At 74.0% G+C, this 22,541-nt stretch carries 20 protein-coding genes and 1 riboswitch; of the genes, 10 read left to right on the forward strand and 10 right to left on the reverse strand.

The genetic code is table 11. From position 1 onward, the window contains the following. Window positions 1-36 precede the first annotated feature (36 nt). The 5 genes from NFX44_RS07710 to NFX44_RS07730 are packed head-to-tail and all read right to left on the reverse strand — an operon-like array spanning window position 37 to window position 5,541. Window positions 37-789 (reverse strand): ATP/GTP-binding protein, encoded by a 753-nt coding sequence (locus tag NFX44_RS07710; protein ID WP_262282811.1) that lies wholly within the window; start codon window positions 787-789, stop codon window positions 37-39. Next, window positions 767-1,216 (reverse strand): DUF742 domain-containing protein, encoded by a 450-nt coding sequence (locus NFX44_RS07715; RefSeq protein WP_262282812.1) that lies wholly within the window; start codon window positions 1,214-1,216, stop codon window positions 767-769. Before NFX44_RS07715 ends, NFX44_RS07710 begins: the two co-directional genes overlap by 23 nt. Further along, the gene (locus tag NFX44_RS07720; RefSeq protein WP_262282813.1) at window positions 1,213-1,677 is read right to left on the reverse strand and encodes a roadblock/LC7 domain-containing protein; all 465 of its coding nucleotides are present in this window, start codon (window positions 1,675-1,677) and stop codon (window positions 1,213-1,215) included. Before NFX44_RS07720 ends, NFX44_RS07715 begins: the two co-directional genes overlap by 4 nt. Next, the gene (locus NFX44_RS07725) at window positions 1,674-4,379 is read right to left on the reverse strand and encodes a nitrate- and nitrite sensing domain-containing protein (RefSeq protein ID WP_262282814.1); all 2,706 of its coding nucleotides are present in this window, start codon (window positions 4,377-4,379) and stop codon (window positions 1,674-1,676) included. The genes NFX44_RS07720 and NFX44_RS07725 overlap by 4 nt, the downstream gene beginning before the upstream one ends. Continuing rightward, the gene (locus tag NFX44_RS07730) at window positions 4,366-5,541 is read right to left on the reverse strand and encodes a hypothetical protein (RefSeq protein ID WP_262282815.1); all 1,176 of its coding nucleotides are present in this window, start codon (window positions 5,539-5,541) and stop codon (window positions 4,366-4,368) included. Before NFX44_RS07730 ends, NFX44_RS07725 begins: the two co-directional genes overlap by 14 nt. A gap of 375 nt (window positions 5,542-5,916) precedes the next feature. On the opposite strand from NFX44_RS07730, the gene NFX44_RS07735 reads away from it, so the two are divergent. From NFX44_RS07735 to NFX44_RS07745, 3 genes are all read left to right on the forward strand, one after another. Further along, entirely contained in the window at window positions 5,917-8,787 is a 2,871-nt protein-coding gene (locus NFX44_RS07735; RefSeq protein ID WP_262282816.1) for an alpha/beta fold hydrolase, read from the forward strand. Next, window positions 8,787-9,665 carry an ABC transporter permease gene (locus NFX44_RS07740; protein WP_262282817.1) on the forward strand — a complete coding sequence of 293 codons (879 nt, stop codon included), beginning with the start codon at window positions 8,787-8,789 and terminating at the stop codon, window positions 9,663-9,665. The genes NFX44_RS07735 and NFX44_RS07740 overlap by 1 nt, the downstream gene beginning before the upstream one ends. A gap of 118 nt (window positions 9,666-9,783) precedes the next feature. Next, the gene (locus NFX44_RS07745; protein WP_262282818.1) at window positions 9,784-10,227 is read left to right on the forward strand and encodes a DoxX family protein; all 444 of its coding nucleotides are present in this window, start codon (window positions 9,784-9,786) and stop codon (window positions 10,225-10,227) included. Between the two features lie 81 nt (window positions 10,228-10,308). Here the strand turns inward: NFX44_RS07745 and NFX44_RS07750 are convergent, their stop codons facing one another. Together NFX44_RS07750 and NFX44_RS07755 are read right to left on the reverse strand one after the other, a co-directional pair. Continuing rightward, entirely contained in the window at window positions 10,309-10,947 is a 639-nt protein-coding gene (locus tag NFX44_RS07750; RefSeq protein WP_262282819.1) for a DUF4232 domain-containing protein, read from the reverse strand. 53 nt (window positions 10,948-11,000) lie between these two features. Next, on the reverse strand, window positions 11,001-11,306 hold the full coding sequence (locus NFX44_RS07755; RefSeq protein WP_262282820.1) for a helix-turn-helix transcriptional regulator: 306 nt from the start codon (window positions 11,304-11,306) through the stop codon (window positions 11,001-11,003). Between the two features lie 90 nt (window positions 11,307-11,396). On the opposite strand from NFX44_RS07755, the gene NFX44_RS07760 reads away from it, so the two are divergent. The 4 genes from NFX44_RS07760 to paaN all read left to right on the forward strand — a co-directional run bounded on the left by NFX44_RS07760 (window position 11,397) and on the right by paaN (window position 16,920). Beyond that, a complete protein-coding gene (locus NFX44_RS07760) occupies window positions 11,397-12,362 on the forward strand; it encodes a DMT family transporter (protein ID WP_262282821.1) in 966 nt (321 codons plus the stop codon). Window positions 12,363-12,441: 79 nt separating this feature from the next. Then, window positions 12,442-12,574: riboswitch (SAM riboswitch) on the forward strand. 12 nt (window positions 12,575-12,586) lie between these two features. Further along, a complete protein-coding gene (gene thrC / locus NFX44_RS07765; protein WP_262282822.1) occupies window positions 12,587-13,876 on the forward strand; it encodes a threonine synthase in 1,290 nt (429 codons plus the stop codon). A gap of 298 nt (window positions 13,877-14,174) precedes the next feature. Beyond that, a complete protein-coding gene (locus tag NFX44_RS07770; protein ID WP_262282823.1) occupies window positions 14,175-15,194 on the forward strand; it encodes a GNAT family N-acetyltransferase in 1,020 nt (339 codons plus the stop codon). Window positions 15,195-15,246: 52 nt separating this feature from the next. Further along, a complete protein-coding gene (gene paaN / locus NFX44_RS07775; RefSeq protein WP_262282824.1) occupies window positions 15,247-16,920 on the forward strand; it encodes a phenylacetic acid degradation protein PaaN in 1,674 nt (557 codons plus the stop codon). Between the two features lie 63 nt (window positions 16,921-16,983). Here paaN and NFX44_RS07780 read toward each other — a convergent pair whose 3' ends face one another. Continuing rightward, window positions 16,984-17,502, reverse strand: coding sequence for a GNAT family N-acetyltransferase (locus NFX44_RS07780; protein ID WP_262282825.1), 519 nt, complete (start codon window positions 17,500-17,502; stop codon window positions 16,984-16,986). 225 nt (window positions 17,503-17,727) lie between these two features. Between NFX44_RS07780 and NFX44_RS07785 the strand changes: the two genes are divergently transcribed. From NFX44_RS07785 to groL, 3 genes are all read left to right on the forward strand, one after another. After that, window positions 17,728-17,931, forward strand: coding sequence for a cold-shock protein (locus NFX44_RS07785; RefSeq protein ID WP_067305333.1), 204 nt, complete (start codon window positions 17,728-17,730; stop codon window positions 17,929-17,931). A gap of 117 nt (window positions 17,932-18,048) precedes the next feature. Beyond that, on the forward strand, window positions 18,049-19,290 hold the full coding sequence (locus tag NFX44_RS07790) for a hypothetical protein (RefSeq protein WP_262282826.1): 1,242 nt from the start codon (window positions 18,049-18,051) through the stop codon (window positions 19,288-19,290). A gap of 274 nt (window positions 19,291-19,564) precedes the next feature. After that, window positions 19,565-21,187 carry a chaperonin GroEL gene (groL, locus tag NFX44_RS07795; protein WP_091317388.1) on the forward strand — a complete coding sequence of 541 codons (1,623 nt, stop codon included), beginning with the start codon at window positions 19,565-19,567 and terminating at the stop codon, window positions 21,185-21,187. A 67-nt stretch (window positions 21,188-21,254) separates the two neighbouring features. Here groL and NFX44_RS07800 read toward each other — a convergent pair whose 3' ends face one another. Together NFX44_RS07800 and NFX44_RS07805 are read right to left on the reverse strand one after the other, a co-directional pair. Then, entirely contained in the window at window positions 21,255-21,497 is a 243-nt protein-coding gene (locus tag NFX44_RS07800) for a hypothetical protein (protein WP_262282827.1), read from the reverse strand. Between the two features lie 85 nt (window positions 21,498-21,582). After that, entirely contained in the window at window positions 21,583-22,512 is a 930-nt protein-coding gene (locus tag NFX44_RS07805) for a GNAT family N-acetyltransferase (RefSeq protein ID WP_262282828.1), read from the reverse strand. Between the last annotated feature and the right edge of the window lie 29 nt (window positions 22,513-22,541).

A 22,541-nucleotide genomic window follows, 5' to 3' on the forward strand; every position in this document is an offset into this window, starting at 1 on the left:
ACCCCTTCCGTGATACGGGTCGAACCGGCGCCCGGTTCAGGCCCCCTTCTCCCGGGTCGCCCGGTCCAGCGCCCGGTCCAGGACGACCAGCAGCGCGTCCCGTACGGAGAGCCGGTCCCGGGCGTCGAACTGCACCAGCGGCACGTGTTCGCCGATCGCCAGCGCCCAGCGGATCGACGGCAGGTCGAGGGCCAGCCGGCCGTCGAAGGCGTTCACCCCCACGGCGAACGGCAGCCCGGCCCGCTCGAAGAAGTCGATCGCCGGATAGCAGTCGTCGAGCCGGGCGCTGTCGACCACCACGAGCGCGCCCAGCGCACCCCGGGCCAGGTCGTCCCACATGAAGCCGAAGCGGGCCTGGCCGGGCGTGCCGAAGAGGTAGAGCTTGAGGCTGCGGTCGATGGTGACGCAGCCGAAGTCCATGGCCACCGTGGTGGTGGTCTTGTCCGAGGCCGCGCCCGGGTCGTCGACGCCGATCCCGGCGGTGGTCATCTCCGCCTCGGTGGTCAGCGGGGCGATCTCGGAGATCGCGCCCACCGTGGTGGTCTTGCCCACCCCGAAGCCACCGGCGATGAGGATCTTCACCGGGACCGGTGGGCGCGGCGCGGACACCCGGCTGACCGTCGGGGCGGCCACCTCGGGCGGCCGGTACGGCGGCGGCGGAGCCGGCGTGGCGGGCCGGTCGGCCGGCGGGACGGTGGTGGGCGGGGCGCCGTACCGGGTGGCGGCGCTGTTCGCGACGGGCCCGCCCGCCGCGGCCGCCGGCCATTCAGGAGATCGCACGGAGTCCATCAATCACTCGCAGGATGAGGTCGGGGTCGAGGGCGTCGTCGGCGTCCCCGAGGTGCACGTCGAGATGCCCGGCGGCGCGGAGGTCGCCGACGAGCACCCGGGTCACGCCGAAGTGCATCCGCGTCCGGGCGGAGATCTCGGCCACCGAGATCGGCTCCGCGCAGAGGGCCACGATCGTCGCCAGTTCCGGGGCCAGCCGGGCGATCACCGCCCACGAGCCGCTCTCCGGCCGGGCGGTCACCTGGGTCTCCAGGCCGATCGCCGGATCGCCGTCCACCCGCCCGGCGGTCAGCACGAACGGACGCGGACCGGTGGGCTCCCCGTCGCCCGCGTCCGGCCCGGGGCCGGGGGACGGCGCGCGCAGGAAGGGGCGGATCCGGGTGCCGGGCTCCGGCTCCGGGTCCTCGCCGGCCGCCTCCGGGGTCATTGCTGGACGGCGTTCTTCAGTTCGGCGATCAACCGGGGGCTCAGGGCGCCGCCGGCCCGGCCGGCGAAGAGCGTCATCTCGTACGCCACGGTGCCCAGGTTGGCCGAGCGGTCGGCGACCACGCCGAGCACCGAGCCGCTGCTGATCGCGCTGATCAGCAGATAGCCCTCGGCCATGTCGACGATCACCCGGTTCAACCCGCCGAGGGCGTACCAGCTGGCCGCGCCTCCGGCGAGGCTGGTCATCCCGGAGACGACGGCGGCCAGCCGCTCCGCGTTGGACCGGTCCTTGATGGCGGACATGGCCATCAGCAGCCCGTCCGAGGAGACCGCGATAGCCTCCATCACCCCGGCCGTGCTGGAGGTGAACGAGTCGAGCAGCCAGTTGAAGGTGCGCGCCTCGGGGCTGAGGCCGCCGGCGGTGGTCTGGTCGGCGTTGTCGTGCAGGAACGGGCTGGTCACCGTGATGCGTCCTCTTCGTAGCGGCGGTCTGGACCGACTTCGCGCAGAGCACGGGCGACGCCCGCCTCGAAGTCGGTGATGAGGTCGCGGACCTCGGCCGGGTCCCCCGGCGGCGGGCTTGCCGGCGGGGTGGTCTGGGCCGGGGACCCGGCCAGGTTCGCCCCGGGCACGCGCCGGCTGAGCCGGGGCCGGTCGGGGGTGGGCACGGCGGGAGCGGCGTCGTCCTCGGCCCGGCGTACGCCGTCCTGGAACGCCTCGACCAGGGCCCGGACCGTGGCCGCGTCGGCGGTGTCGGCGGTGTCGGCGACGACCGGTCCCGGCGCGGGCTCGCCGGGCGGCAGGGTCGCCCCGGGCACCCGCTGCCGGATCAGCGGCTGGGACCAGGCCGGCCCGGCGGGCGGGGACGCGAGGGCCGGCCCGGCGGGCGGGAGGCCGGTCGCCCGCCCGGCGGCCGGGGGCGCGGCCGGGGCCGGGGCGCCGACCGGGGTCGGCGGGTCCGGGGTGCCGGGACCGGGGGTCGCCGGCACCGTGGTGGCGGGCGCCACGAGGGGCGGCCAGGCGGTCGGCGGCGCGCCGAGGTCGGCGGTCGTGCCGAAGTCGGCGACCGGACCGGGGCCGGCGGTCGTGCGGAAGTCGGCGACCGCGCCGGGGCCGGTGACCGTGCTCGGGTCGGCGGCCGGGTTGCCGAAGGCGTTCCAGGACTCACCGGCCTCGATGCTCCGCGTGGCCCGGCTCAGCAGCGCCACGTCGAAGCCGGCCGGTTCGTCGGCGGCCGGGGTCCGGGCGGGCTCGGGCAGCGTGCGCCGCTCCCGGGACGGCACCGAGGCGCGCGCCACGGCCGCACCGGCCCGCTCGGGACGACGGACCACCAGCAGGGCGGCCGGGATGTCCAGGTGGGCGGTCACCCCGCCGCCGGCGGTCGCGGCCAGCCGGACGCTCCAGCCGTGCCGGCGGGCCAGCCGGCCCACCACGAATAGCCCTAGCACCTCGGTCGGCGCCAGGTCGAGCCGCTCCCGGCGGGTGAGCCGCGCGTTCTCGGCGGCGAGGCGCTCCTCGGTCATGCCGATGCCCCGGTCCACCACGGTGAGCCGGGCGCCGTCGTCGGTCTGCTCGCCGGCCACCAGCACCCGGGTGTGCGGCGGGGAGAAGGCCGTGGCGTTCTCCATCAGCTCGGCCAGCGCGAGCACCAGGTCACCGGCGGCCGCGGGTCCCGCCGACACCCCGGACGGGACCTGCACGTCCACCCGGGTGTAGTCCTCGATCTCACCGAGCGCGAGCCGGACCAGGTCGGCCAGCGGGACCGGGGCGACGTGCCCGTCCGACCCGGTCGCGCCGGAGAGCACCACCAGGCTGCCGGCGTTGCGGCGCAGCCGGCTGGAGATGTGGTCGAGGCGGTACAGGTGTTCCAGCCGTCCGGGGTCGGTCTCCTGCCGCTCCAGCCGGTCGATCAGGGCGATCTGCCGGCCGACCAGGTTCTGCGTACGCCGGCCCACGTGGCCGAACATCTGCGCCACGTTGCGCCGGCCGGCCACCTGCCGCTCGACCAGCCGGGCGGCGGTGCGCTGCACCCGCTCGAACGCCCGGGCCAGGTCGCCGATTTCGTCCCGGGACCCGACGTCGACCGGGTCGAGGCGGACCGGCGGCACGGTCTCGGACTCGTCGTCGACCACCCGGGTCAGCTCCGCCTCGGCGACCCGGGCGACCCGGTCCGCGGAGCGGGTGAGCCGGGTCAGCGGCCGGGCCACCGTGCGGGCCACCGCCATGCCGAGCAGCACCACGCTCAGCAGGATCAGGGCGGCCGCCGCGCTGACCAGCCAGGCGGCGGCGAGCGCATCCCGGTGTTCCTCGCGGGTCTCGGCGATGACGTCCGCGACGATCTTCTTCTCCACGAACTGGCCGAGGGTGATCATCGAGCGGACCGAGGGGAACAGCGCGTCGATGGGCACCGCCGCGATCGCCGTCACCGGGTCCTTGACGCTGTCCACCAGGAAGGTGGGGCTGGTCCGGGCGGCGACCGCCGCGTCGTCCAGCATGGCGAGCCGGTACTGCTCCGGCGTGATCAGGCTGCGGAACCGCTGGTTGTCGACGTTGAGGGCGGCCATGCAGGCGATGTACGAGCCCGCCACCTTCGGATCGCCCGTCGTCTTGACCAGCACGATGAGCGTGGCGCAGGCGCCCAGCCCCTCGTCGGCGCGCAGTAGCGCGTCCAGCGCCAGCACCTGCCGCCCGGCCGAGGTGCCGGTGTCCACCTGGAACGGCAGCCGCAGCGCCTCGATCAACGCCATGTCGACGGTGCGGAACGCGCTCATGATCTCGTCCGGCGTGGCCTTGCCGGCGAGCACGGCGGTACGCAGGTCGCCCAGCGTGCGTACCCCGTCGAGGGCCGCCTGGACCGGCGTCGGCAGCGACTCGGCCCGCAGGTCGGCGACCCGGTCGTCCACCGTGGCGGATTTCTGGATCAGCTCGGTACGGGTCACCCGGCCGAGCAGCGACCCCACCGAGAGCAGCCGTTCCTGCTGGAGATCCTGCACGAGGCTGCCGATGCGGCTGGCCACCCGGACGGTGTCGGCGATGTCGGCGGCCCGCTGGGCGGCGGCGACCCGGTCGAGGACCACCGGCACGGCCAGCCCGACCATGCTGAGCAGCGGGATGATCACCAGCAGGGCGAGCCTGCCCCGGATCCGGAGCCTACCGAGCAGCATCGAACGGCCTCCACCGCTCGGAGTCGCCGCGTCCGCCGCCGACGGGCAGGAGTTCGCCGTTCCCGGCGAAGGCCGGCGGGTCGGGGTGGAGGGTGACCGGCGGCGGGCCGGCCTCGGCGGGCTCGCGGTCCGCCTCGGCGGCCCGGCGGCGGGCGCGCCGCAGCGCGGAGAGCAGCACCCCGGCCAGCACGGCGAGCAGCACCCCGGCCGCCGCGAGGGCGCCCCGGGCCAGCCAGCGGTCCCGGTCGAGCCGGTCGAGCCGTTCCACCAGCAGCGCGTCGAGCTGGTCGAGGATGACCTGCCGGAGCTGGGTGGCGGCCGACTGCGCGCCGCGCCGCGCGGCGCCGAGCTGGACCGGGTCGGGCCCGGCCGCTCCGGCCGGCGCCGAGAACGCGGCAAGCGCCTCCACCGAGCGCTGGTAGGTGTCCAGGGGGGTGAGCACGGTCGGGCCCAGGTCGGTGCTCTCCGAGCTGCCCACGGCCGCCCGGAGGTCGTCCACCAGGTCGGTGGCGGGCCCGAGCGCGGCGACCCGGAGTTCGGCCAGCTCGGCGACGGTCTTCGGGCGGTCCGCCGCGGACCGGTCCGGGGCGAGGGTGGCCACGTCGGCGAGGCGGCCGGCGGCGACCATGGCCGCGGGCAGGTCGGCGCCGACGGCGTCCTGCACGAAGAACGAGTCGGAGCGCGGGTCGCGGACCAGGCCGGAGGCCTCCCGGACCTTCCGGTGCAGGGCCAGCAGCAGGTCGGCGACCTCGCCGTACGCCTGGAGGGCCGCCTCCCGGTCGGCGAGCCCGCGTTCCGGCAGCGCCTCCAGCTTGGCCCGCACCCCCGCCCAGCGTTCCCGGGTGCGGAGCTTGTCGCCGACCGCGCCGTCCACCTCCGCCGCCTGCTCGACGGCCGCGGTGAGCGCCGCCCGGGAGACCGGCCGGCCGGCGACCGCCGTGGTCTGCGCGTCGATCAGCGCGTCGGTGACCGGCCCGAGCGCGCGCAGGTAGCGGACGCCGAGCCGTTCCCGGGCGGCCAGGTCGTGGTCGTCGCCGGTGTGCCCGTCGGTCTGGGCGAAGAGCAGCCCCAGCGGGGCCAGCAGCGCCAGCACGAGCAGCAGGGGCACGGTGCGGCCCGGTACGGAGGGCCGCCGACGGGTCCGCGGCGCGGGGACGGTCATGGTCTGTCTCCTCCGGCGACGGCGGGGGACGGTCCGGAGCCGGGAGGTCGCCGTACGCAGTCCCGTGCACCGGACCGGAAAAGTAATCGAACCGGGCGAGGGTGGGAGCCTGCTCCGCGAGTCGGCTTCACGTCACTTCGGGTCGCGTCACGTCCGGTTGACCTTGCACCTACGGAGCGTCCGATATGGGCGGGAGGAAGGTGGCATCGGCGGCATTTGCGAGCGTAGATGTGAATTCACGGGATCAGAATTCATCCCGCTGGGACGCTCTGGACCTTCCTCGGTCGACGGAACCCGGACAACGAACGGTGCAACCGGACGGACGTACGGCGGATCTCAGGGAATGCTCAGCCGGCGGGCCGTACCGTGTGCCGCATGAGATCACCGCTGCCTGTCGCGCGGATCCGGCGCGCCCTGGCCGGCCGCCCGCGCCGGCTCGTCGCCGCGGTGGTGGTGGTCGTCCTGGTCGCCGCCGCCCTGGTCTGGGCGGCGCGCCCGGACCGCCCCGGCTTCCGCACCGAGTCGGCACCGGTGACCGTCCGTTCCGGACCGGCCGGCGACCAGCCGGTCGACCTCGACACCACGCTCTACCTGCCGGACGACGCCTCGGCCCGGCACCGCGTCCCGGCGGTGCTGCTGGCACACGGCTTCGGCGGCACCAAGGAGTCGGTCCGCTCCGACGCGGAGGACCTGGCCGCCCGGGGTTACGCGGTGCTCACCTGGACCGCCCGCGGCTTCGGCCGCAGCGGCGGCGAGATCCACCTGGACAGCCCCGACTACGAGGTGCGGGACGCCGAGCGCCTGCTCGACCGGCTCGCCGCCCGCCCGGACGTCCGCCTCGACGCGGCCGGGGACCCCCGGGTCGGCGTGGTCGGCGGCTCGTACGGTGGCGGCCTCGCCCTGCTGCTGGCCGCGCAGGACCGCCGGGTCGACGCGATCGTCCCGATGATCACCTGGAACGACCTGTCCCGCGCCTTCCTGCCGGAGAGCACCGGCAAGGCGCCCACCGAGGGCGTGTTCAAGAAGGGCTGGGCCGGCATCTTCTTCGGCGGTGGCGGCAACGCCGGCTCCGGCCCGGCCGGTCTCTCCGGCACCGGCGCGGCCCAGCCGGAGGGCGCCCCGGCGTCGGCCGGCGCGCCCAGCCCGCAGCCCGGCGCCGGTCCGGGCGCCGGCCCCGGTCGCGCCCCGGCCGGCGCCGCCGACCCGTCCTGCGGCCGGTTCGCCGCCGACGTCTGCGCCGCGTACCTGCGGATCGCCACCACCGGGCGGGCCGACGCCCAGGCCGTCGACCTGCTGCGCCGCTCCTCCCCGGCCGGGGTGCTCGACCGGATCACGGCGCCCACCCTGCTGGTGCAGGGCGAGGCGGACACCCTCTTCCCGCTCACCGAGGCGGACGCCAACGCCCGGGGCATCGCCGCCGCCGGCACCCCGGTGCGGGTCGCCTGGTTCACCGGCGGCCACGACGGCGGCGCCGGACCGACCTCCGACTCCGACCGGGTGAAGTACCTGACCGCGCAGTGGCTCGACCACTACGTCAAGGGCGACGGCGAGGCGCCCGGCGACAGCTTCACCTTCTCCCGGATCGCCGGCTTCGACGCGCTCGACCGGGGCCTGGTGGCCACCGGCTTCCGCACCGCCGACTACCCGGGCGTGACCGGGCAGGGCCGCCGCGAGGTGACGCTGGCCGGGCCGGCCCAGCCGGTCGCCAACCCGCCCAACGGCAACCCGGCGGCGATCTCGTCGGTGCCGTTCGCCGGGGCGCTCGGCTCCTTGCTGGACGGGGTGGCCGGCGACATCCCCGGCCAGCACGCCCGGTTCGAGTCCGCGCCGCTGGCCGACCCGGTCGACGTGGTCGGCGCGCCGACCGTTCGCGTCCGGGCCGCCTCCGCGACCGGCGAGGCGGTGCTCTTCGTGAAGCTCTACGACGTCGACCCGCAGGGCGCGGCCACGCTGCCGGACGGACTGGTCGCGCCGGTTCGGCTGACCGGCCTGCCGCGGGCCGTCGAGGCGGCGCAGCCGGTCACGGTCACGCTGCCGGCGATCGTCCGGCGGATCGAGGCCGGCCACCGGCTGCGGGTCGTGGTGGCCACCTCCGACCAGGCGTACGCCACGCCGGCCGAGCCGGCCGTGTACACGGTGGCGCTCGGCGACGGCCCGCTGGTGCTGCCCACGGTCGACGCCACGCCCATCCCCACCACCGCCACGGTCTGGCGCTGGGTGCTCGCCGGCCTGCTCGCCGCGATCGCGGTCGGGCTCGTCGTGGTCGTCCTGCTCGCCCGCCGCCGGCACCGCCGCCAGGACAGCTCGGTCCACCCGGCGTACGCGGGCGTCCCGCTCGCCGTCCGCAACCTGCGCAAGGAGTACGCGGACGGCTTCGTCGCCGTCTCCGACGTGGACTTCGAGGTGCACCCCGGCCAGGTGGTCGGCCTGCTCGGGCCGAACGGCGCCGGCAAGACCACCACGCTGCGGGTGCTCATGGGGCTGACCCAGCCCACCGCCGGCGAGATCTACGTCTTCGGGCACCGGCTGGTGCCCGGCTCGCCGGTGCTCTCCCGGATCGGCGCGCTGGTCGAGGGGCCGGGCTTCCTGCCGCACCTGTCCGGGCTGGAGAACCTGCGGGCGTACTGGCGGGCGACCGGCCGGCCGTGGGCGGACGCGCACTTCGACGAGGCGCTGGAGATCGCCGGGTTGGGGGACTCGGTGCACCGGCGGACGAAGAACTACAGCCACGGCATGCGCCAGCGGCTGGCCATCGCGCAGGCCATGCTGGGCCTGCCCGAACTGCTGGTGCTCGACGAGCCGACGGACGGGCTCGACCCGCCGCAGATCGCCGAGATGCGCCGGGTGCTCCAGCGCTACGCCACCGACGGCCGGGCGGTGCTGGTCTCCAGCCACCTGCTCGCCGAGGTGGAGCAGACCTGCACGCACGCCGTGGTGGTGAACAAGGGGCGGATCGTGGCGTCCGGCCCGGTCGAGGAGATCGTCGGGGAGTCGCCCAGTGTGCTGTTCGACGTGAGCGACCCGGACGCGGCGCGCGGTGTGCTCGACCGGCTGGCCGGCGTACGGGTGCTGCCCGACGGCGACGGCGGGCTGGTGGTGGACACCAACGGCACCGCCCGCAGCGAGGTGGTGGCCGAACTGGTCCGGGCCGGCATCGGGGTGGACCGGGTGGTGCCCCGGCGGCGCCTGGAGGACGCGTTCCTCGCCCTGGTCGGCGAGAACTCTCGGGGAAGCGGGGACCGGTGATGGCTCAGTCGTCTTCTGTCGGACCGGTCGGTGCGGCCGTGGGTTACCGGCCGTCGGCCACCCTGCCGTTCCTGGCGGAGTTCCGCCGGCAGGCGTCGCGGCGGCGTACCCAGCTCGCGCTCGGGTTCATGGTGCTGCTGCCGCTGATCATCCTGATCGCGTTCCAGTTCGACTCGGGCGGTGACGACGACAACGGGCGGGGCGAGTTCGCCAGCCTGGTCGACCTGGCCACCTCGGGCGGGCTGAACTTCACCCTCTTCTCGATCTTCGTCTCGTCGTCCTTCCTGCTGGTCGTCGTGGTGGCGCTGTTCTGCGGTGACACGGTGGCCAGCGAGGCGAGCTGGGGCAGCCTGCGCTACCTGCTGGCCATTCCGGTGCCCCGGGCCCGGCTGCTCACGGTGAAGCTGGTGGTCGCGCTCGTGTACTCGGCGCTGGCGCTGGTGCTGCTCGCCGGCACCGCCCTGCTCGCCGGCACCCTCCGGTACGGCTGGTCGCCGCTGCGCAGCCAGGTCTCCGCCGAGCTGGCCCCGGGTGAGGGCCTGGTCCGCCTGCTCGGCGTGCTCGGCTACCTGACGGTGGTCCTGCTGGTGGTGGCCGGCCTGGCGTTCCTGCTCTCGGTGACCACGGACGCCGCGCTCGGCGCGGTCGGCGGTGCGGTGCTGCTCTGGATCCTCTCCAGCATCCTCGACCAGATCACCGCGCTGGGCGGGCTGCGGGCGTTCCTGCCCACCCACTTCAGCAGCGCCTGGCTCGGGCTGCTGTCCACGCCGGTGCAGACCGACGACGTGGTACGCGGCACGATCTCGGCGGTCGCCTACGCCACCCTGTTCTGGGGTCTGGCCTTCTGGCGGTTCACCCGCAAGGACGTCACGAGCTGACCCGCCGGGATACGATGGGAGCGTTCCCAAAAAGTCTTCCCAACCCTAAGGAATCAGTAACGGCCGATGCCTGACTGCCTCATGCTGGGGATATCCATCCCTATCTATGGAGGCCCCGATGGTCCCGGCGCGACTGAACGGTCCCGTGCTCTCCCTGTTCCGCATGGTCACCGGCCTGCTTTTCCTCTGCCACGGCGCGGCGTCCCTCTTCGGCGTCCTGGGCGGCAACCCGATGACCGGCAGGGCGGTCCCGATCGGCGAGTGGCCGGGCTGGTGGGCCGCGCTGATCCAGCTCGTCTGCGGCGCGCTGGTCCTCGTCGGCCTGCTCACCCGGCCCGCGGCGCTGCTCGCCTCCGGCTCGATGGCGTACGCGTACTTCGTGGTGCACCAGCCGGACGGCCCGCTGCCGCTGCGCAACGGCGGCGAGCCGGCCGCGCTCTTCTGCTGGTCGTTCCTGCTCGTCGCCGTGCTCGGCCCGGGCAGCTGGGCGCTGGACGCGCTGCTCTCCCGGCCCCGTGAGGTGGCGACCGAACCCGCCGCCCGCCCCTCGGTCGCGGCTTGACCGAACTCTTCGCCGAGATCCTGGTGGGAAGTGGCCCTTCGGGGGGCCGTTTCCTACCAGGATCTTTGTCGGGGGTGACCTTCAGAGGCGGCTGTCCGGGGTGGGTTCGGTGGAGGGCAGGTCGCTCGGGTCGGGTGGCTTCGTCGCCGACGGGCCGTCGTAGCGTTTCCAGGCGCTCACCCCGAGCCGGCCGGTGTTGCCCAGGTCGATCGGCCCGTCCAGCTCGACGGGGTGGGCGGGCCGGCCCGGCAGTGGGGCGACGTCGAGGTGGGCCCCGTTGCTCGCCACCACCGAGGCGTCGGTGACCAGGTTGCGCCAGAGCAGTGCGGCGCCGGCCCGCTCGCCGGGGCGCAGGATGAGCCGGGCGGGCGGCTGGTCGAAGCCGGAGGTGATCGGGCGGGCGCCGGGAATGATCTGGACCGCGATCGGGTCCCCGTCGGCGTCCCGGAGGCGGGGTGCCGGATAACCGCGCAGCTCGTACGGGCGGTCACCGCAGTTGACCAGCTCCAGGCCCATGGCCCGCAGGCCCATGGCGGCGCTCACCCCGAGTTCGGTGATGCGGATCCCGTCGGGCGGGCAGGCGGGCGGGGGCGGTGACGTGCGGGGCGCCGGGGTGGGCGGGGCCGGTGCGGAGACGGGATGGGGCGTCGGCGCGGGGGCGCAGGCGGCGACCAGCGCCACGCCCGCCAGGGCTCCGATCCGTGCCGCCGCCGTCCGCATCCGGCGATCATTCCAGCCGGTGGCCGACCGGTGTGGCCCGGGCCAGGGGAGGGTCAGGCGCGGGCGGGTGCGGCGAGGACCGCGTCGAGCAGCCCCGGGTAGAGGCGCTCCAGCTCCTCGCGGCGGAGCCGGACGTAGCGGCTGGTGCCGGCGACCCGGGTCCGGGTGAGGCCGGCCTCGCGCAGCACCTTGAGGTGGTGGCTGCGGGTCGCCTTGGAGACGCCGAACTCGAAGGTGCCGCAGGCGTGCTCCCCGCCCTCGGCCAGGGCGCGCACGATCTGCAGCCGGACGTCGTCGGCCAGGGCGGCCAGCACGGCGGTGACGGGCACCTCGCGCAGCTCGGGTTCGTGCAGCTCCATGTGACCAGCGTAACCTATGTTCGACATCGGTCGAACAACCTCCTAGAGTCGGCTCCGTTGGTTCGACGATACTCGAACATTGGAGCCGCGATGCGTTCCCGTTCCGCCGCCTTCCCGCTCTTCGCCGTGGTGAGCTGGGGCGTCATGTTTCCCGTGCTGGCCAGCGCGCTCACCCGGGTGGACGCCCTCAACCTGACCACCGCCCGGTACCTGCTCGCCGCCGCCGTGCTGCTGACCCTGCTGCTGGCCCGCGAAGGGATCACCGCCCTGCGGACGCAGCGTCGCGCCACCGAGGTGGTGCTGCTGGGGGTGCTCGGCTTCGCCGGCTTCAACGTGCTGACCAACCTGGCCCTCGGCCACGCCACCCCGCAGCAGATCGCCCTCTTCGCCTCCAGCACCCCGCTGGTCACCCAGCTCGTCCGCTGGGCGCGCGACGGGGTACGTCCCCGGCCGGCGTTGCTCGGCCTCTCCCTGGTCGCGCTGCTCGGCGTCGGGCTGGTGATCACCCGGGGCCGGCTCGACGGGCTGGACCAGTTCGGGGTGGGCGGGCTGCTCATGATCGGCGCGGTGCTCGGTTGGGCCTTCTACACGCACGGCGCGAGCCGGTTCACCGAGTGGTCGCCGCTGCGCTACACCACGCTGACCTCCGTCGCCGGCCTGCTCGCCATGCTCGCGGCCAGCGCCGTCGCCGACGTCACCGGCCTCCAGCACGCGCCCGCCGCCGCCGACCTCGTCGCGGTCGCCCCGCAACTGGCGTACGCCGTGGTGGTCGCCGCCGTCCTCGCGGTGCTCGCCTGGAACACCGGGATCCGCCGGCTCGGCGTGGCCGACGCGGCGCTGTTCATGAACCTGGTCCCGGTCACCACGTTCGCGGTGCAGATCCTGCGCGGCTACCGGCCCGGCGCGGTGGAGCTGGTCGGCGCCGCGCTGACCATCGCCGCCCTCGTCGCCGCGAACCTGGCCACCCGTACCCGGAAGGCGCCCGCCACCCCGGCGGCCGTCGCCGTGACCGACCACCCTGCGGTGATCGAGCCGGTCGCGGTCGTCGCGCGCTGACCCGGGCCGCGGTTCACACCGTGGGAACCCGGCTCGGCATCGCCCCGGCGCCCGCATAGACTCGGCGGCACAACTGCATACCTCATCCAGAGGGGCTGAGGGATACGGCCCGATGACGCCCCGGCAACCACCCGCGCGCTCGACGACGAGCGACCGCGGGCAGGTGCCAATTCCGTCCCCGCCGCACCCGGCGATGCGGGGAAAGATGAGAGGAAACCCTCGACATGACGTCGACGATCCCCGCCGCCTCCGGCATCGACACCAGCCTCAGCCCGGCCCGCGCCCTGGTCTGCCGCGCCTGTTCCGCGCGCTACCCGCTGGCCGCCCAGCACGCCTGTTACGAGTGCTTCGGCCCGCTGGAGGTCGACTACGACACCACGGCCCTGGCCGCCGTCACCCGCGAGCAGATCGAGGCCGGGCCGAAGAACCTCTGGCGGTACGCCGCCCTGCTCCCCGCCGGCCAGGACCCGGCCACCCGGGTGACCCTCGACCCGGGGCTGACCCCGCTGGTCGCCGCCCCGCACCTCGCCGCCGAACTGGGCCTGACCGCCCCCCTCTGGGTCAAGGACGACAGCGGCAACCCGACCCACTCGTTCAAGGACCGCGTCGTCTCCGTGGCGCTGACGGCGGCCCGGGCGCTCGGCTTCACCCGCTACGCCTGCGCCTCCACCGGCAACCTGGCCAACTCGGTGGCCGCCCACGCGGCCCGGGCCGGGGTGCCCTCGGTGGTCTTCATCCCCAGCGACCTGGAGCAGGGCAAGGTGGTGACCACCGCCGTCTACGGCGGCGACCTGGTCGCCATCGACGGCTCGTACGACGACGTGAACCGGCTCTGCGGCGAGCTGGTGGAGACCGACGAGTTCGAGGACACGGCGTTCGTCAACGTGAACGTGCGGCCCTACTACGCGGAGGGCTCGAAGACCCTCGGCTACGAGGTGGCCGAGCAGCTCGGCTGGCGGATCCCGGCCCAGGTGGTGATCCCGATGGCCAGCGGCGAGCTGCTCACGAAGATCGACAAGGCGTTCCAGGAGCTGGTCGAGATCGGGCTGGTCGAGGCACCGGCCGGCGGCTGGAAGGTGTTCGGCGCCCAGTCCGCCGGCTGCAACCCGATCGCCACCGCGCTGCACGCCGACAGCGACACGATCATCCCGGTGAAGCCGACCGGCATCGCCAAGTCGCTGAACATCGGCGACCCGGCCGCCGGCCTCTACGCCCTGGAGGCGGTGCGTCGCACGGGCGGCTGGATGGAGTACGCGGACGACGACGAGATCCGCGCCGGCATCCGGCTGCTCGCCCGCACCACCGGCGTCTTCGCCGAGACGGCCGGCGGCGTCACCGTGGCGGTGCTGCGCAAGCTCGTCGAGTCCGGCCGGCTCGACCCGGCGGCGGAGACCGTCGTCTTCAACACCGGCGAGGGCCTCAAGACCATCGACGCGGTCGCTCCCGAGGTCGGGCCCACCCACCGGATCCGGCCCAGCCTCCGCGCCGCCCGGGACGCCGGACTCCTGTCCTGACCCCCGTCCCCCGAGTCATCCGGGCGGGGGATGGGGGGATCGCCCGGGCGGGGGATTGGGGTGATCCGTTGGGTAACTGGCTTTTCGCTGTGAGTGCGGAAAACGCGCCGACAAGGACTTGACGGCAGGAATTGGACGGCGCAAGATGCTCCGTGCGGGAGGGCATCCGCCGGAGACTTTTCAAGTTCTTGCGACCCAACGCCGGAGGCGTTGTGCGGACGTCCCTCCCGACCAACGTCCGAAGGGGCCGGCGGAAAACCGCTGGCCCCTTCGCTGTGCGGGGGCCACGCTCACGGGCATGGGCATCTCGGTCTCCCTCCTCGATCCCGCCGAACAGGCGACCCTGGACGCCGTCTACCGGACGGCCGTCGCGGCTCAGGCCGTGGACGAGCCGGACCTCCCGCCGCTGTGCCGGCGGCGGTTCGAGGCGCCGCTGCGACACCCGATGCCCGGCGTCGACACCCGCTGGTGCGTGGCCCGCCTCGACGGCGTGCCCGCCGGGTGGGTCCGCCTGTTCCTGCACACCCTCGACAACACCGAGAACGCCAGCGTCGAGCTGGTGGTGGACCCGGCGTACCGGCGGCGCGGGGTCGGCCGCGCCCTGCACGAGCACGGCCTGCGGCTGCTCCGGGAACACGGCGGCAAGCGGCTGGTCGGCTCGACGGTCACCCCGCTGCCGGGGGAGGAGGGCCGGGAACTGCCCGGTGCCGCCTTCGCCGCCGCCGTCGGCGCGAAGCCGGCGCTCGCCGACGTGCGCCGCCGACTGGACGTCACCGCGCTCGACCGGCCGCGCCTGGCCGGCCTGCTCGCCGAGGCCCGCACGGCCGCCGCCGGCTACCGCACGGTCCGCTGGTCGGACCGCACCCCCGAGGAGTACGTCGGCGACGTCGCCTACCTGGAGGGCCGGCTGCTGGTGGACGCGCCCCTCGGTGACCTCGAATGGGAACAGGAGAAGGTCGACGCCGAGCGGATCCGCGGCACGGAGCGGGCGCTCGACGCGCGCGGCGTCCGCCGCTACCACGTCGGTGCGGTGCACGAGGCGTCCGGCCGGCTGGTCGCGTGGAGCATGGTCAGCCTGGCCGCCAACACCACCTGGCACGCCTGGCAGCAGATCACCATCGTGGCGCCGGAGCACCGTGGCCACCGGCTCGGGCTGCTCACCAAGATCGAGAACCTGGACCACGCGCTGGCGCGCGAACCGGAGCTGCGCGTGATCGACACCTTCAACGCGGCGGCGAACACCCACATGATCGCGATCAACGAGCAGCTCGGCTACCGGCCGGCGGCCGGCTCGACCGACTGGCAGCTGACGATCTGACTTGTGACACGCCACTACTGATCTGGTGGCAAGCTGTTGCATGATGGCGGGCATGACGGAGACCCCGCACCCCCTGTACGACAGGCACGCCGAGACCCTCAACCGGGCGCTGACCGCGATCACGGAGCGCGGGTACTGGTCCGCCTATCCCGAGTCGCCCAGCCCCCGGGTGTACGGCGAGACCGCCGCCGCCGACGGCAAGGCCGCCTTCGAGGCGTACCTGGGCGGCGACTTCCCGCTCGACCAGCCGGGCGACGGCGGCACCGTCGCCACCGAGGTCAGCCCGTTCGGCGTGGCGCTCGACGTGCGCTACCCGCACGCCACCGCCGACCAGCTCGTGACCGCCGCCACCGCCGCCCTGCCGGCCTGGCGCGACGCCGGCCCGCAGGCCCGGGTGGGCGTCTGCCTGGAGATCCTCGACCGGCTGCACCGGAACATCTTCGAGCTGGCCAACGCGGTGCAGTTCACCAGCGGCCAGGCGTTCGTGATGGCCTTCCAGGCCGGCGGCGCGCACGCGCTCGACCGGGCGCTGGAGGCGATCGCCTACGCGTACGCCGAGATGACCCGGCACCCGGGCACGGCCGGCTGGGAGAAGGCCGCCGGCAAGGGCGACCCGCTGCGGATGAGCAAGACCTTCCACGTGGTGCCCCGCGGCGTGGCGCTGGTCATCGGCTGCAACACCTTCCCGACCTGGAACTCGTACCCGGGCTTGTTCGCCTCGCTGGCCACCGGCAACCCGGTGGTCGTGAAGCCGCACCCGCGCGCGGTGCTGCCGCTCGCCATCACCGTGAAGTACGCCCGCCAGGTGCTCGCCGAGGCCGGCTTCGACCCCAACCTGGTGCAGCTCGCCCCCGAGGCGGCCGACGAGAAGCTCGCCTCGACGCTGGCCCTGCACCCGGCCGTCAAGATCGTCGACTTCACCGGCTCCACCGAGTACGGCGACTGGCTGGAGGCCAACGCCCGGCAGGCCGCCGTCTACACCGAGAAGGCCGGCCTCAACACGGTGGTGATCGACTCCACCGACGACTTCGCCGGGCTGTGCCGCAACCTGGGCTTCACGCTGACCCTCTACAGCGGCCAGATGTGCACCACCTCGCAGAACCTGCTGATCCCCCGGGACGGCATCGAGACCGACCAGGGGCACAAGAGCTTCGACGAGGTGGCGGCCGGCATCGCCGGCGCGGTCGCCAAGCTCACCGCCGACCCGGCCCGCGGCGTCGAGCTGACCGGCGCGATCGTCAACGACGGCGTGCTGGAGCGGCTGGAGGAGGTCACCAAGGTCGGCGAGCCGGTGCTGGAGTCGCGGACCGTGGCGCACCCGTCCTTCCCCGACGCCGTGGTGCGGACGCCCACCGTCGTGAAGCTCGACGCGGCCGACACCGCGACCTACTCCCGGGAGTGGTTCGGCCCGATCTCGTTCGCGATCGCGACCGACTCGACCGCGCACAGCCTGGAGATCCTCCGCTCGACCGTCGGCGAGAAGGGCGCCCTGACCGCCGGCGTCTACTCGACCGACGAGGCGGTGCTGGACGCGGCCGAGGCGGCCGCCGTCGACGCCGGCGTGCACCTGTCCTGCAACCTGACCGGCGGGGTGTTCGTCAACCAGTCGGCGGCGTTCTCCGACTTCCACGGCTCGGGTGCGAACCCGGCGGCGAACTCGGCGCTGACCGACGGCGCGTACGTGGCGAACCGGTTCCGCATCGTGCAGAGCCGCCGCCACGTGTGATCTTGCGGTTCGGGTGCGTTTGTTGTTGCCGGGGCGACAACAAACGCACCCGGACGGGGGCGGTCAGGCGGGCCGGCGCATCTGGAGTTCGTGCAGCGTCGGGATCCTCGGGTGCGGGACGCGCACCCCGGTGTCCACGAAGCCCAGCTTCTCGTACGCCCGGCAGGCGCGGCCGTTGCCGACCACCACCTCCAGCATGAGCTCGGGCCGGCCGCACGCCCGGGACCAGGCGGCCACCTCGTCCACCAGCGCGCCGAGCAGCCCGCTGCCCCGCCACGCGGGCGTGACGTAGACGGCGTAGATCAAGGTCAGCCCCGGCTCGTCCGGGGCGACCGTGCCGCCGGCGTGGCCGACCAGCCGGCCGCCCGGGTCGGCGACGAACTGGGCGGTCTGTTCGCCCCGCGCGACCGCGGCGATCCGGGCCGCGTACTCGGCGTGCGGCCGGGCGGCGGCCTCGGCCACGGTCTCCAGGAACGCCAGCGGGGAGTCGGCCAGCATCTCCAGCCGGAGCGCCCGCATCCGGGCGGCGTCGGCCGGGCGGACCCGGCGGACGGTGGTGGTCGTGGTGGGCGCGCTGGTCATGTCGCATGCATACCGGAAGGGCCGTCACCCACGCCCGACCGGGGCCCGAACCGTGCCCGGAATATGCCCGATTTGTGGTCGTGCGCGGTCGTCACGCCTCGTGTAGCGTGCGATTTCGGTCACCCGATTCAGCGGCCGTCGCCGATCGCCGAACCGGTGGCTCGCCGGTGCCGGTCCGCCGGTTTCCGGGCTCGTGGAACGCCGCGCAGAGTGAGGAAGTGCACCGTGGCACAGGGCACCGTGAAGTGGTTCAACTCCGAAAAGGGCTACGGCTTCATCGCCGTCGACGGCGGGCAGGACGTCTTCGTCCACTTCTCCGCGATCGAGATGGACGGCTACAAGGCGTTGGACGACGGCCAGCGGGTCGAGTTCGAGATCGCCCAGGGCCAGAAGGGGCCGCAGGCCGAGCGGGTCCGCGTCATCGCCTGATCCTCCGTGGCCGCCGCCCGATCGGCGGCCACGTCACCCCGACGAGGGGGGCTGCGGCGCAGGCCCGCGCCGTGGAAGATCATGAGCCGTTCCAGCCGTCGCTGCTGAGGAGGGTTCATGTCCGACCTGTCCCCGTCGGGTTCCGCCGAGCCGGTGCCCCCGGCATCGCCCGGTGCCCCGGCCGACCCGACCCGGCTCACGTCGCCGGCCGCGCCGGGGCATGCGGTCGACCCCACCGCGCCCGGGTCGCCCACCCCGACGGACCGCGTCCGGCCGGTTGCCCCGGCCGACCCTCCGGTGCCGGCGCAACCCGGCCCGTTCGCACCGCCCGGCTCGCAGGTCAGCCCCGGTGCGTTCGCCGCACCCGGCCAGCCCGGGACCGGCGGTCAGCCCTGGGAGCCGTACCCGGCCGGGCCACCGCAGGGCTGGGCCTGGCCGGCCGGTGGGGCGCCGATGCCCGGCGCGGCCTACCCCGGCTACCCGCTGCCCGGCCAGCCCTATGGCTGGCATCCGGGTCTCGACCCGCAGGATCCGCTGGTCACCCCGCCGCACGCGGGCGTCGGCGGCTGGTTCAGCCGGTGCGGTGGTGCGCTGCGGCGCGGCTGGCGGCAGCTCCTGCCGATCATGTTGCTCACCCAGACCGTCCCGGCGACGGTGATCGCGGTCATCTCGCTCGCCCTCGCGCCGACCGAGCAGCCGGTCACCGGCGCGGACGGCACGCCGGCGCTGCCCAGCGGCTACTTCGAGCACGTGTTCGCCTTCTACGGCGCGGTGCTCCTGGCCGCCCTGATCTTCGGCCCGCTGCAGAGCGCCGGCTGGGCCGCCGGCACCTGGGTGGTCGCCCGCCAGGCGGCCGGGGAGCCGGTCGGGGTCGGGGCGGCGCTCCGCTACGGGCTGCGGCGCGCCCTCGGCCTCTGGGGCTGGACCATCGTGACCTCGCTGCTGATCACGGTCGGTGCCTGCTTCTGCCTGCTGCCCGGCCTCTACGCGGCGTTCGCTTTCGCCCTGTTCGGGCCGATCTACCTGTTCGAGCGGCAGGAGCCCATCGGCCGGGCCTGGCGGATGTTCCACCAGCGGTTCGGCATGGTGCTGGGCCGGGTGGCGCTGGTCATGTGCGCGCTGATCGCCGCCGCCGTGGTCGACGGCGTACTCGGGCTGGTCAACCAGCTCGCCTTCGGGGTGGACCCGCTGGCCGCCCCGGGCACCGCCGTGGGCGCCGTGGCGCTGGCCGTGGTGGGCGCGGTGCTGGCGACCCCGGCCTACCTGGCGCAGCTCGTCGGGCTGGTCGCCACGTACGCCGAACAGCGGGCCCACGAAGGCCCGGTGAACGCCGCCCGGCTGGCCGCGGAACTCGGCTGAGCGGGGGCAGCGTGCTTGCACTCGGCTAGGGAGAGTGCTAAACAAGTCATTGGCACTCGCGTACGGTGAGTGCCAATGGTCGGGGCGGTAGGGCAACGGCCGTGCCGGTGTCGAAATGACGCCGGAGCGGCACGGGGCCGGTCGTCGCGGGCTGTCCGGCCCGACCGAGGAGACGTCGTCGTCGCCAGGTGGCGACGTCCCCAAGGTGCGTACACCAGACGGCCCATCCGGGAACCCTCGGGTGGCCCGTGAGTGTCCAGGAGGACAACGCCGTATGGCCAAGATGATCGCGTTCGACGAAGAGGCGCGCCGCGGCCTCGAGCGGGGCATGAACCAGCTCGCCGACGCCGTGAAGGTGACGCTCGGCCCCAAGGGCCGCAACGTCGTGCTCGAGAAGAAGTGGGGTGCCCCCACCATCACCAACGATGGTGTGAGCATCGCCAAGGAGATCGAGCTCGAGGACCCCTACGAGAAGATCGGCGCCGAGCTGGTCAAGGAGGTCGCGAAGAAGACCGACGACGTGGCCGGTGACGGCACGACGACGGCGACCGTCCTGGCCCAGGCCCTGGTCCGTGAGGGTCTGCGCAACGTGGCCGCCGGCGCCAACCCGATGGCCCTGAAGCGGGGCATCGAGGCCGCCGTGGCCAACGTCTCGGAGGAGCTATTGAAGCTCGCCAAGGACGTGGAGACCAAGGAGCAGATCGCCTCCACCGCCTCCATCTCCGCCGCTGACCCCAGCGTCGGTGAGATCATCGCCGAGGCGATGGACAAGGTGGGCAAGGAAGGCGTCATCACCGTCGAGGAGAGCAACACCTTCGGCCTCGAGCTCGAGCTCACCGAGGGCATGCGCTTCGACAAGGGCTACATCTCCGCCTACTTCATGACCGACCCGGAGCGTATGGAGGCCGTCTTCGACGACCCGTACCTCCTGATCGTCAACAGCAAGATCTCGTCGGTGAAGGACCTGCTCCCGATCCTGGAGAAGGTCATGCAGTCGGGCAAGCCGCTGCTGATCATCTCCGAGGACATCGAGGGCGAGGCCCTGGCGACCCTGGTGGTCAACAAGGTCCGCGGCACCTTCAAGTCGGTCGCCGTCAAGGCGCCGGGCTTCGGTGACCGTCGCAAGGCCATGCTGGCCGACATCGCCATCCTCACCGGTGGTCAGGTCATCAGCGAGGAGGTCGGCCTCAAGCTCGACGCCGTCAGCCTCGACATGCTGGGCCGCGCCCGCAAGGTCGTGGTGACCAAGGACGAGACCACCATCGTCGACGGTGCCGGCGACGCCGACCAGATCCAGGGCCGGGTCAACCAGATCCGGGCCGAGATCGAGAAGAGCGACTCCGACTACGACCGCGAGAAGCTGCAGGAGCGCCTGGCCAAGCTGGCCGGCGGTGTTGCGGTGATCAAGGTCGGCGCGGCCACCGAGGTCGAGCTGAAGGAGCGCAAGCACCGCATCGAGGACGCCGTCCGCAACGCGAAGGCCGCCGTCGAGGAGGGCATCGTCCCGGGTGGTGGCGTCGCGCTGGTGCAGGCCGGCAAGACCGCCTTCGACAAGCTGGACCTGGCCGGCGACGAGGCGACCGGCGCGCAGATCGTCAAGATCGCGCTGGACGCCCCGCTGCGGCAGATCGCCGTCAACGCCGGCCTCGAGGGTGGCGTCGTCGTCGAGCGGGTCCGCAACCTCGACCCGGGTCACGGCCTCAACGCCGCGACCGGCGAGTACGTGGACCTGCTGGCCGCGGGCATCATCGACCCGGCCAAGGTGACGCGTTCCGCCCTGCAGAACGCCGCCTCGATCGCCGCGCTGTTCCTCACCACCGAGGCCGTCGTGGCGGACAAGCCGGAGAAGACCCCGGCCGCCCCGGCTGGCCCGGGTGGCGGGGAGATGGACTTCTGAGTCCAGCTCCACCCAGCTCGCCGAAAGGGGGCGGGCCGCGTCAGCGGTCCGCCCCCTTTCGTATGTCTCAGGTCGGCAGTGGTCGTTGGTTGCGTCGCTTGTGCGCCCGGTCGTAGGGCGGTGTGAGCCGGATCGGTTCGTCCACCGGTTGCAGTGGTTCCTCGCCGGAGGGTCCGTCGGCCCCGGTCATCTCCGCGAGCTGCTCGGCGTCGCCGAAGTCGAGCCGGTCGAACGGCAGCTGGCCGGGAAGCTCGCCGACCGGTCGCCAGCTCGCCGGCTGGTCATCGGTCCGTTCGTCGTCCGTGGTCATGCCCGCCTCCTCTAATCCCCGACCGTAGGGGCCGGTCGATGACCGGGGAGGACGAACGGCGTTATTGCCGTCTATGTAACTTTAGTTACTTCTGTCCGTTCAGTGCCTTCCGGTACAGGAAGAACACCCGCTCGATCCGCGCGCCCGCCGCCCCCGAGTAGAACGGCACCGGGCCCACCCAGCCGATCTGCGCCGCCTCGATCCCGGCTGCCGCCTGGTCGCGCAGGCAGCGGCGGAGCAGCACCCCGCCGATCCCCGAGCCCTCGGCCGCCGGGGCGGTACCCATCGGCCCGAACCAGCTCGGCCGCGACGACCCGTAGGCGGCGAAGCCGAGGATCTCACCGTCCCGCTCGGCCAGGTGCGCGCCCGCGTCCGGCCGGCCGACCGAGCCGGCCAGCTCGCCGTCCCAGGCGCCGCCGAAGGTGCTGACGGCGAACTCGGCCAGCGCCGGCAGGTCGGCCGGCTCGGCCCGGCGTACCGTCACGCCCCGCCCGGCCAGCCGTTGCTCGGCGGCCTCGGTGGAGCGCAGCGCCGCCGAGCCCTCGCCCAGGTCGGCCGTCATGTTCCAGGCGGTCCGGTCCTGCCGGTAACCGAGCCGCAGCGCGGCGCAGACCGCCGGCGTGTAGCGCACGTCGATGCCGGGCCAGGCGTAGTGCGGCGGGTTCCCGGCCAGCAGCAGCTCGGCCGCGCCGAGCCCGCCGAGCCGGGCCTCCGCCTCCGCCAGCAACGACCCGCCGATCCCCTGGCGGCGCTCCTCCGGCGCCACCGCCACGAGGTCGACGTGACCGACCCGCGGATCCCGCGCGGACAGCGAGCCGACCAGCACCCCGACCAGCGTGCCGTCGCGGACCGCGCCGAGCCGCAGCACCGGACGGTCGGCCGCCGCGCGGTCGGCGAGGGTGGCCACGATCTCCGGCGCCTCGGCGGCGTCCTCCGGCAGGTCCAGGGCGTGCCGGCAGAGGTCGACGACCTCGGCCAGGCGGTCGGGCCCCAGCTCGATGATCTCCACGTCCATGGACGCGACCCTAGGTCATCCGCCGGCCA

Source organism: Micromonospora sp. MA102, from assembly GCF_025460765.1.
Lineage (GTDB): Bacteria > Actinomycetota > Actinomycetes > Mycobacteriales > Micromonosporaceae > Micromonospora > Micromonospora halotolerans.

Bases quoted from the DNA above. Each gene is read 5' to 3' on its own strand.
- NFX44_RS07710 (WP_262282811.1), bottom strand. From the start codon at position 789: ATGGACTCCGTGCGATCTCCTGAATGGCCGGCGGCCGCGGCGGGCGGG.
- NFX44_RS07715 (WP_262282812.1), bottom strand. From the start codon at position 1,216: ATGACCCCGGAGGCGGCCGGCGAGGACCCGGAGCCGGAGCCCGGCACC.
- NFX44_RS07725 (WP_262282814.1), bottom strand. From the start codon at position 4,379: ATGCTGCTCGGTAGGCTCCGGATCCGGGGCAGGCTCGCCCTGCTGGTG.
- NFX44_RS07730 (WP_262282815.1), bottom strand. From the start codon at position 5,541: ATGACCGTCCCCGCGCCGCGGACCCGTCGGCGGCCCTCCGTACCGGGC.
- NFX44_RS07735 (WP_262282816.1), top strand. From the start codon at position 5,917: ATGAGATCACCGCTGCCTGTCGCGCGGATCCGGCGCGCCCTGGCCGGC.
- NFX44_RS07740 (WP_262282817.1), top strand. From the start codon at position 8,787: ATGGCTCAGTCGTCTTCTGTCGGACCGGTCGGTGCGGCCGTGGGTTAC.
- NFX44_RS07745 (WP_262282818.1), top strand. From the start codon at position 9,784: ATGGTCCCGGCGCGACTGAACGGTCCCGTGCTCTCCCTGTTCCGCATG.
- NFX44_RS07750 (WP_262282819.1), bottom strand. From the start codon at position 10,947: ATGCGGACGGCGGCGGCACGGATCGGAGCCCTGGCGGGCGTGGCGCTG.
- NFX44_RS07755 (WP_262282820.1), bottom strand. From the start codon at position 11,306: ATGGAGCTGCACGAACCCGAGCTGCGCGAGGTGCCCGTCACCGCCGTG.
- NFX44_RS07760 (WP_262282821.1), top strand. From the start codon at position 11,397: ATGCGTTCCCGTTCCGCCGCCTTCCCGCTCTTCGCCGTGGTGAGCTGG.
- thrC (WP_262282822.1), top strand. From the start codon at position 12,587: ATGACGTCGACGATCCCCGCCGCCTCCGGCATCGACACCAGCCTCAGC.
- NFX44_RS07770 (WP_262282823.1), top strand. From the start codon at position 14,175: ATGGGCATCTCGGTCTCCCTCCTCGATCCCGCCGAACAGGCGACCCTG.
- paaN (WP_262282824.1), top strand. From the start codon at position 15,247: ATGACGGAGACCCCGCACCCCCTGTACGACAGGCACGCCGAGACCCTC.
- NFX44_RS07780 (WP_262282825.1), bottom strand. From the start codon at position 17,502: ATGACCAGCGCGCCCACCACGACCACCACCGTCCGCCGGGTCCGCCCG.
- NFX44_RS07790 (WP_262282826.1), top strand. From the start codon at position 18,049: ATGTCCGACCTGTCCCCGTCGGGTTCCGCCGAGCCGGTGCCCCCGGCA.
- groL (WP_091317388.1), top strand. From the start codon at position 19,565: ATGGCCAAGATGATCGCGTTCGACGAAGAGGCGCGCCGCGGCCTCGAG.
- NFX44_RS07800 (WP_262282827.1), bottom strand. From the start codon at position 21,497: ATGACCACGGACGACGAACGGACCGATGACCAGCCGGCGAGCTGGCGA.
- NFX44_RS07805 (WP_262282828.1), bottom strand. From the start codon at position 22,512: ATGGACGTGGAGATCATCGAGCTGGGGCCCGACCGCCTGGCCGAGGTC.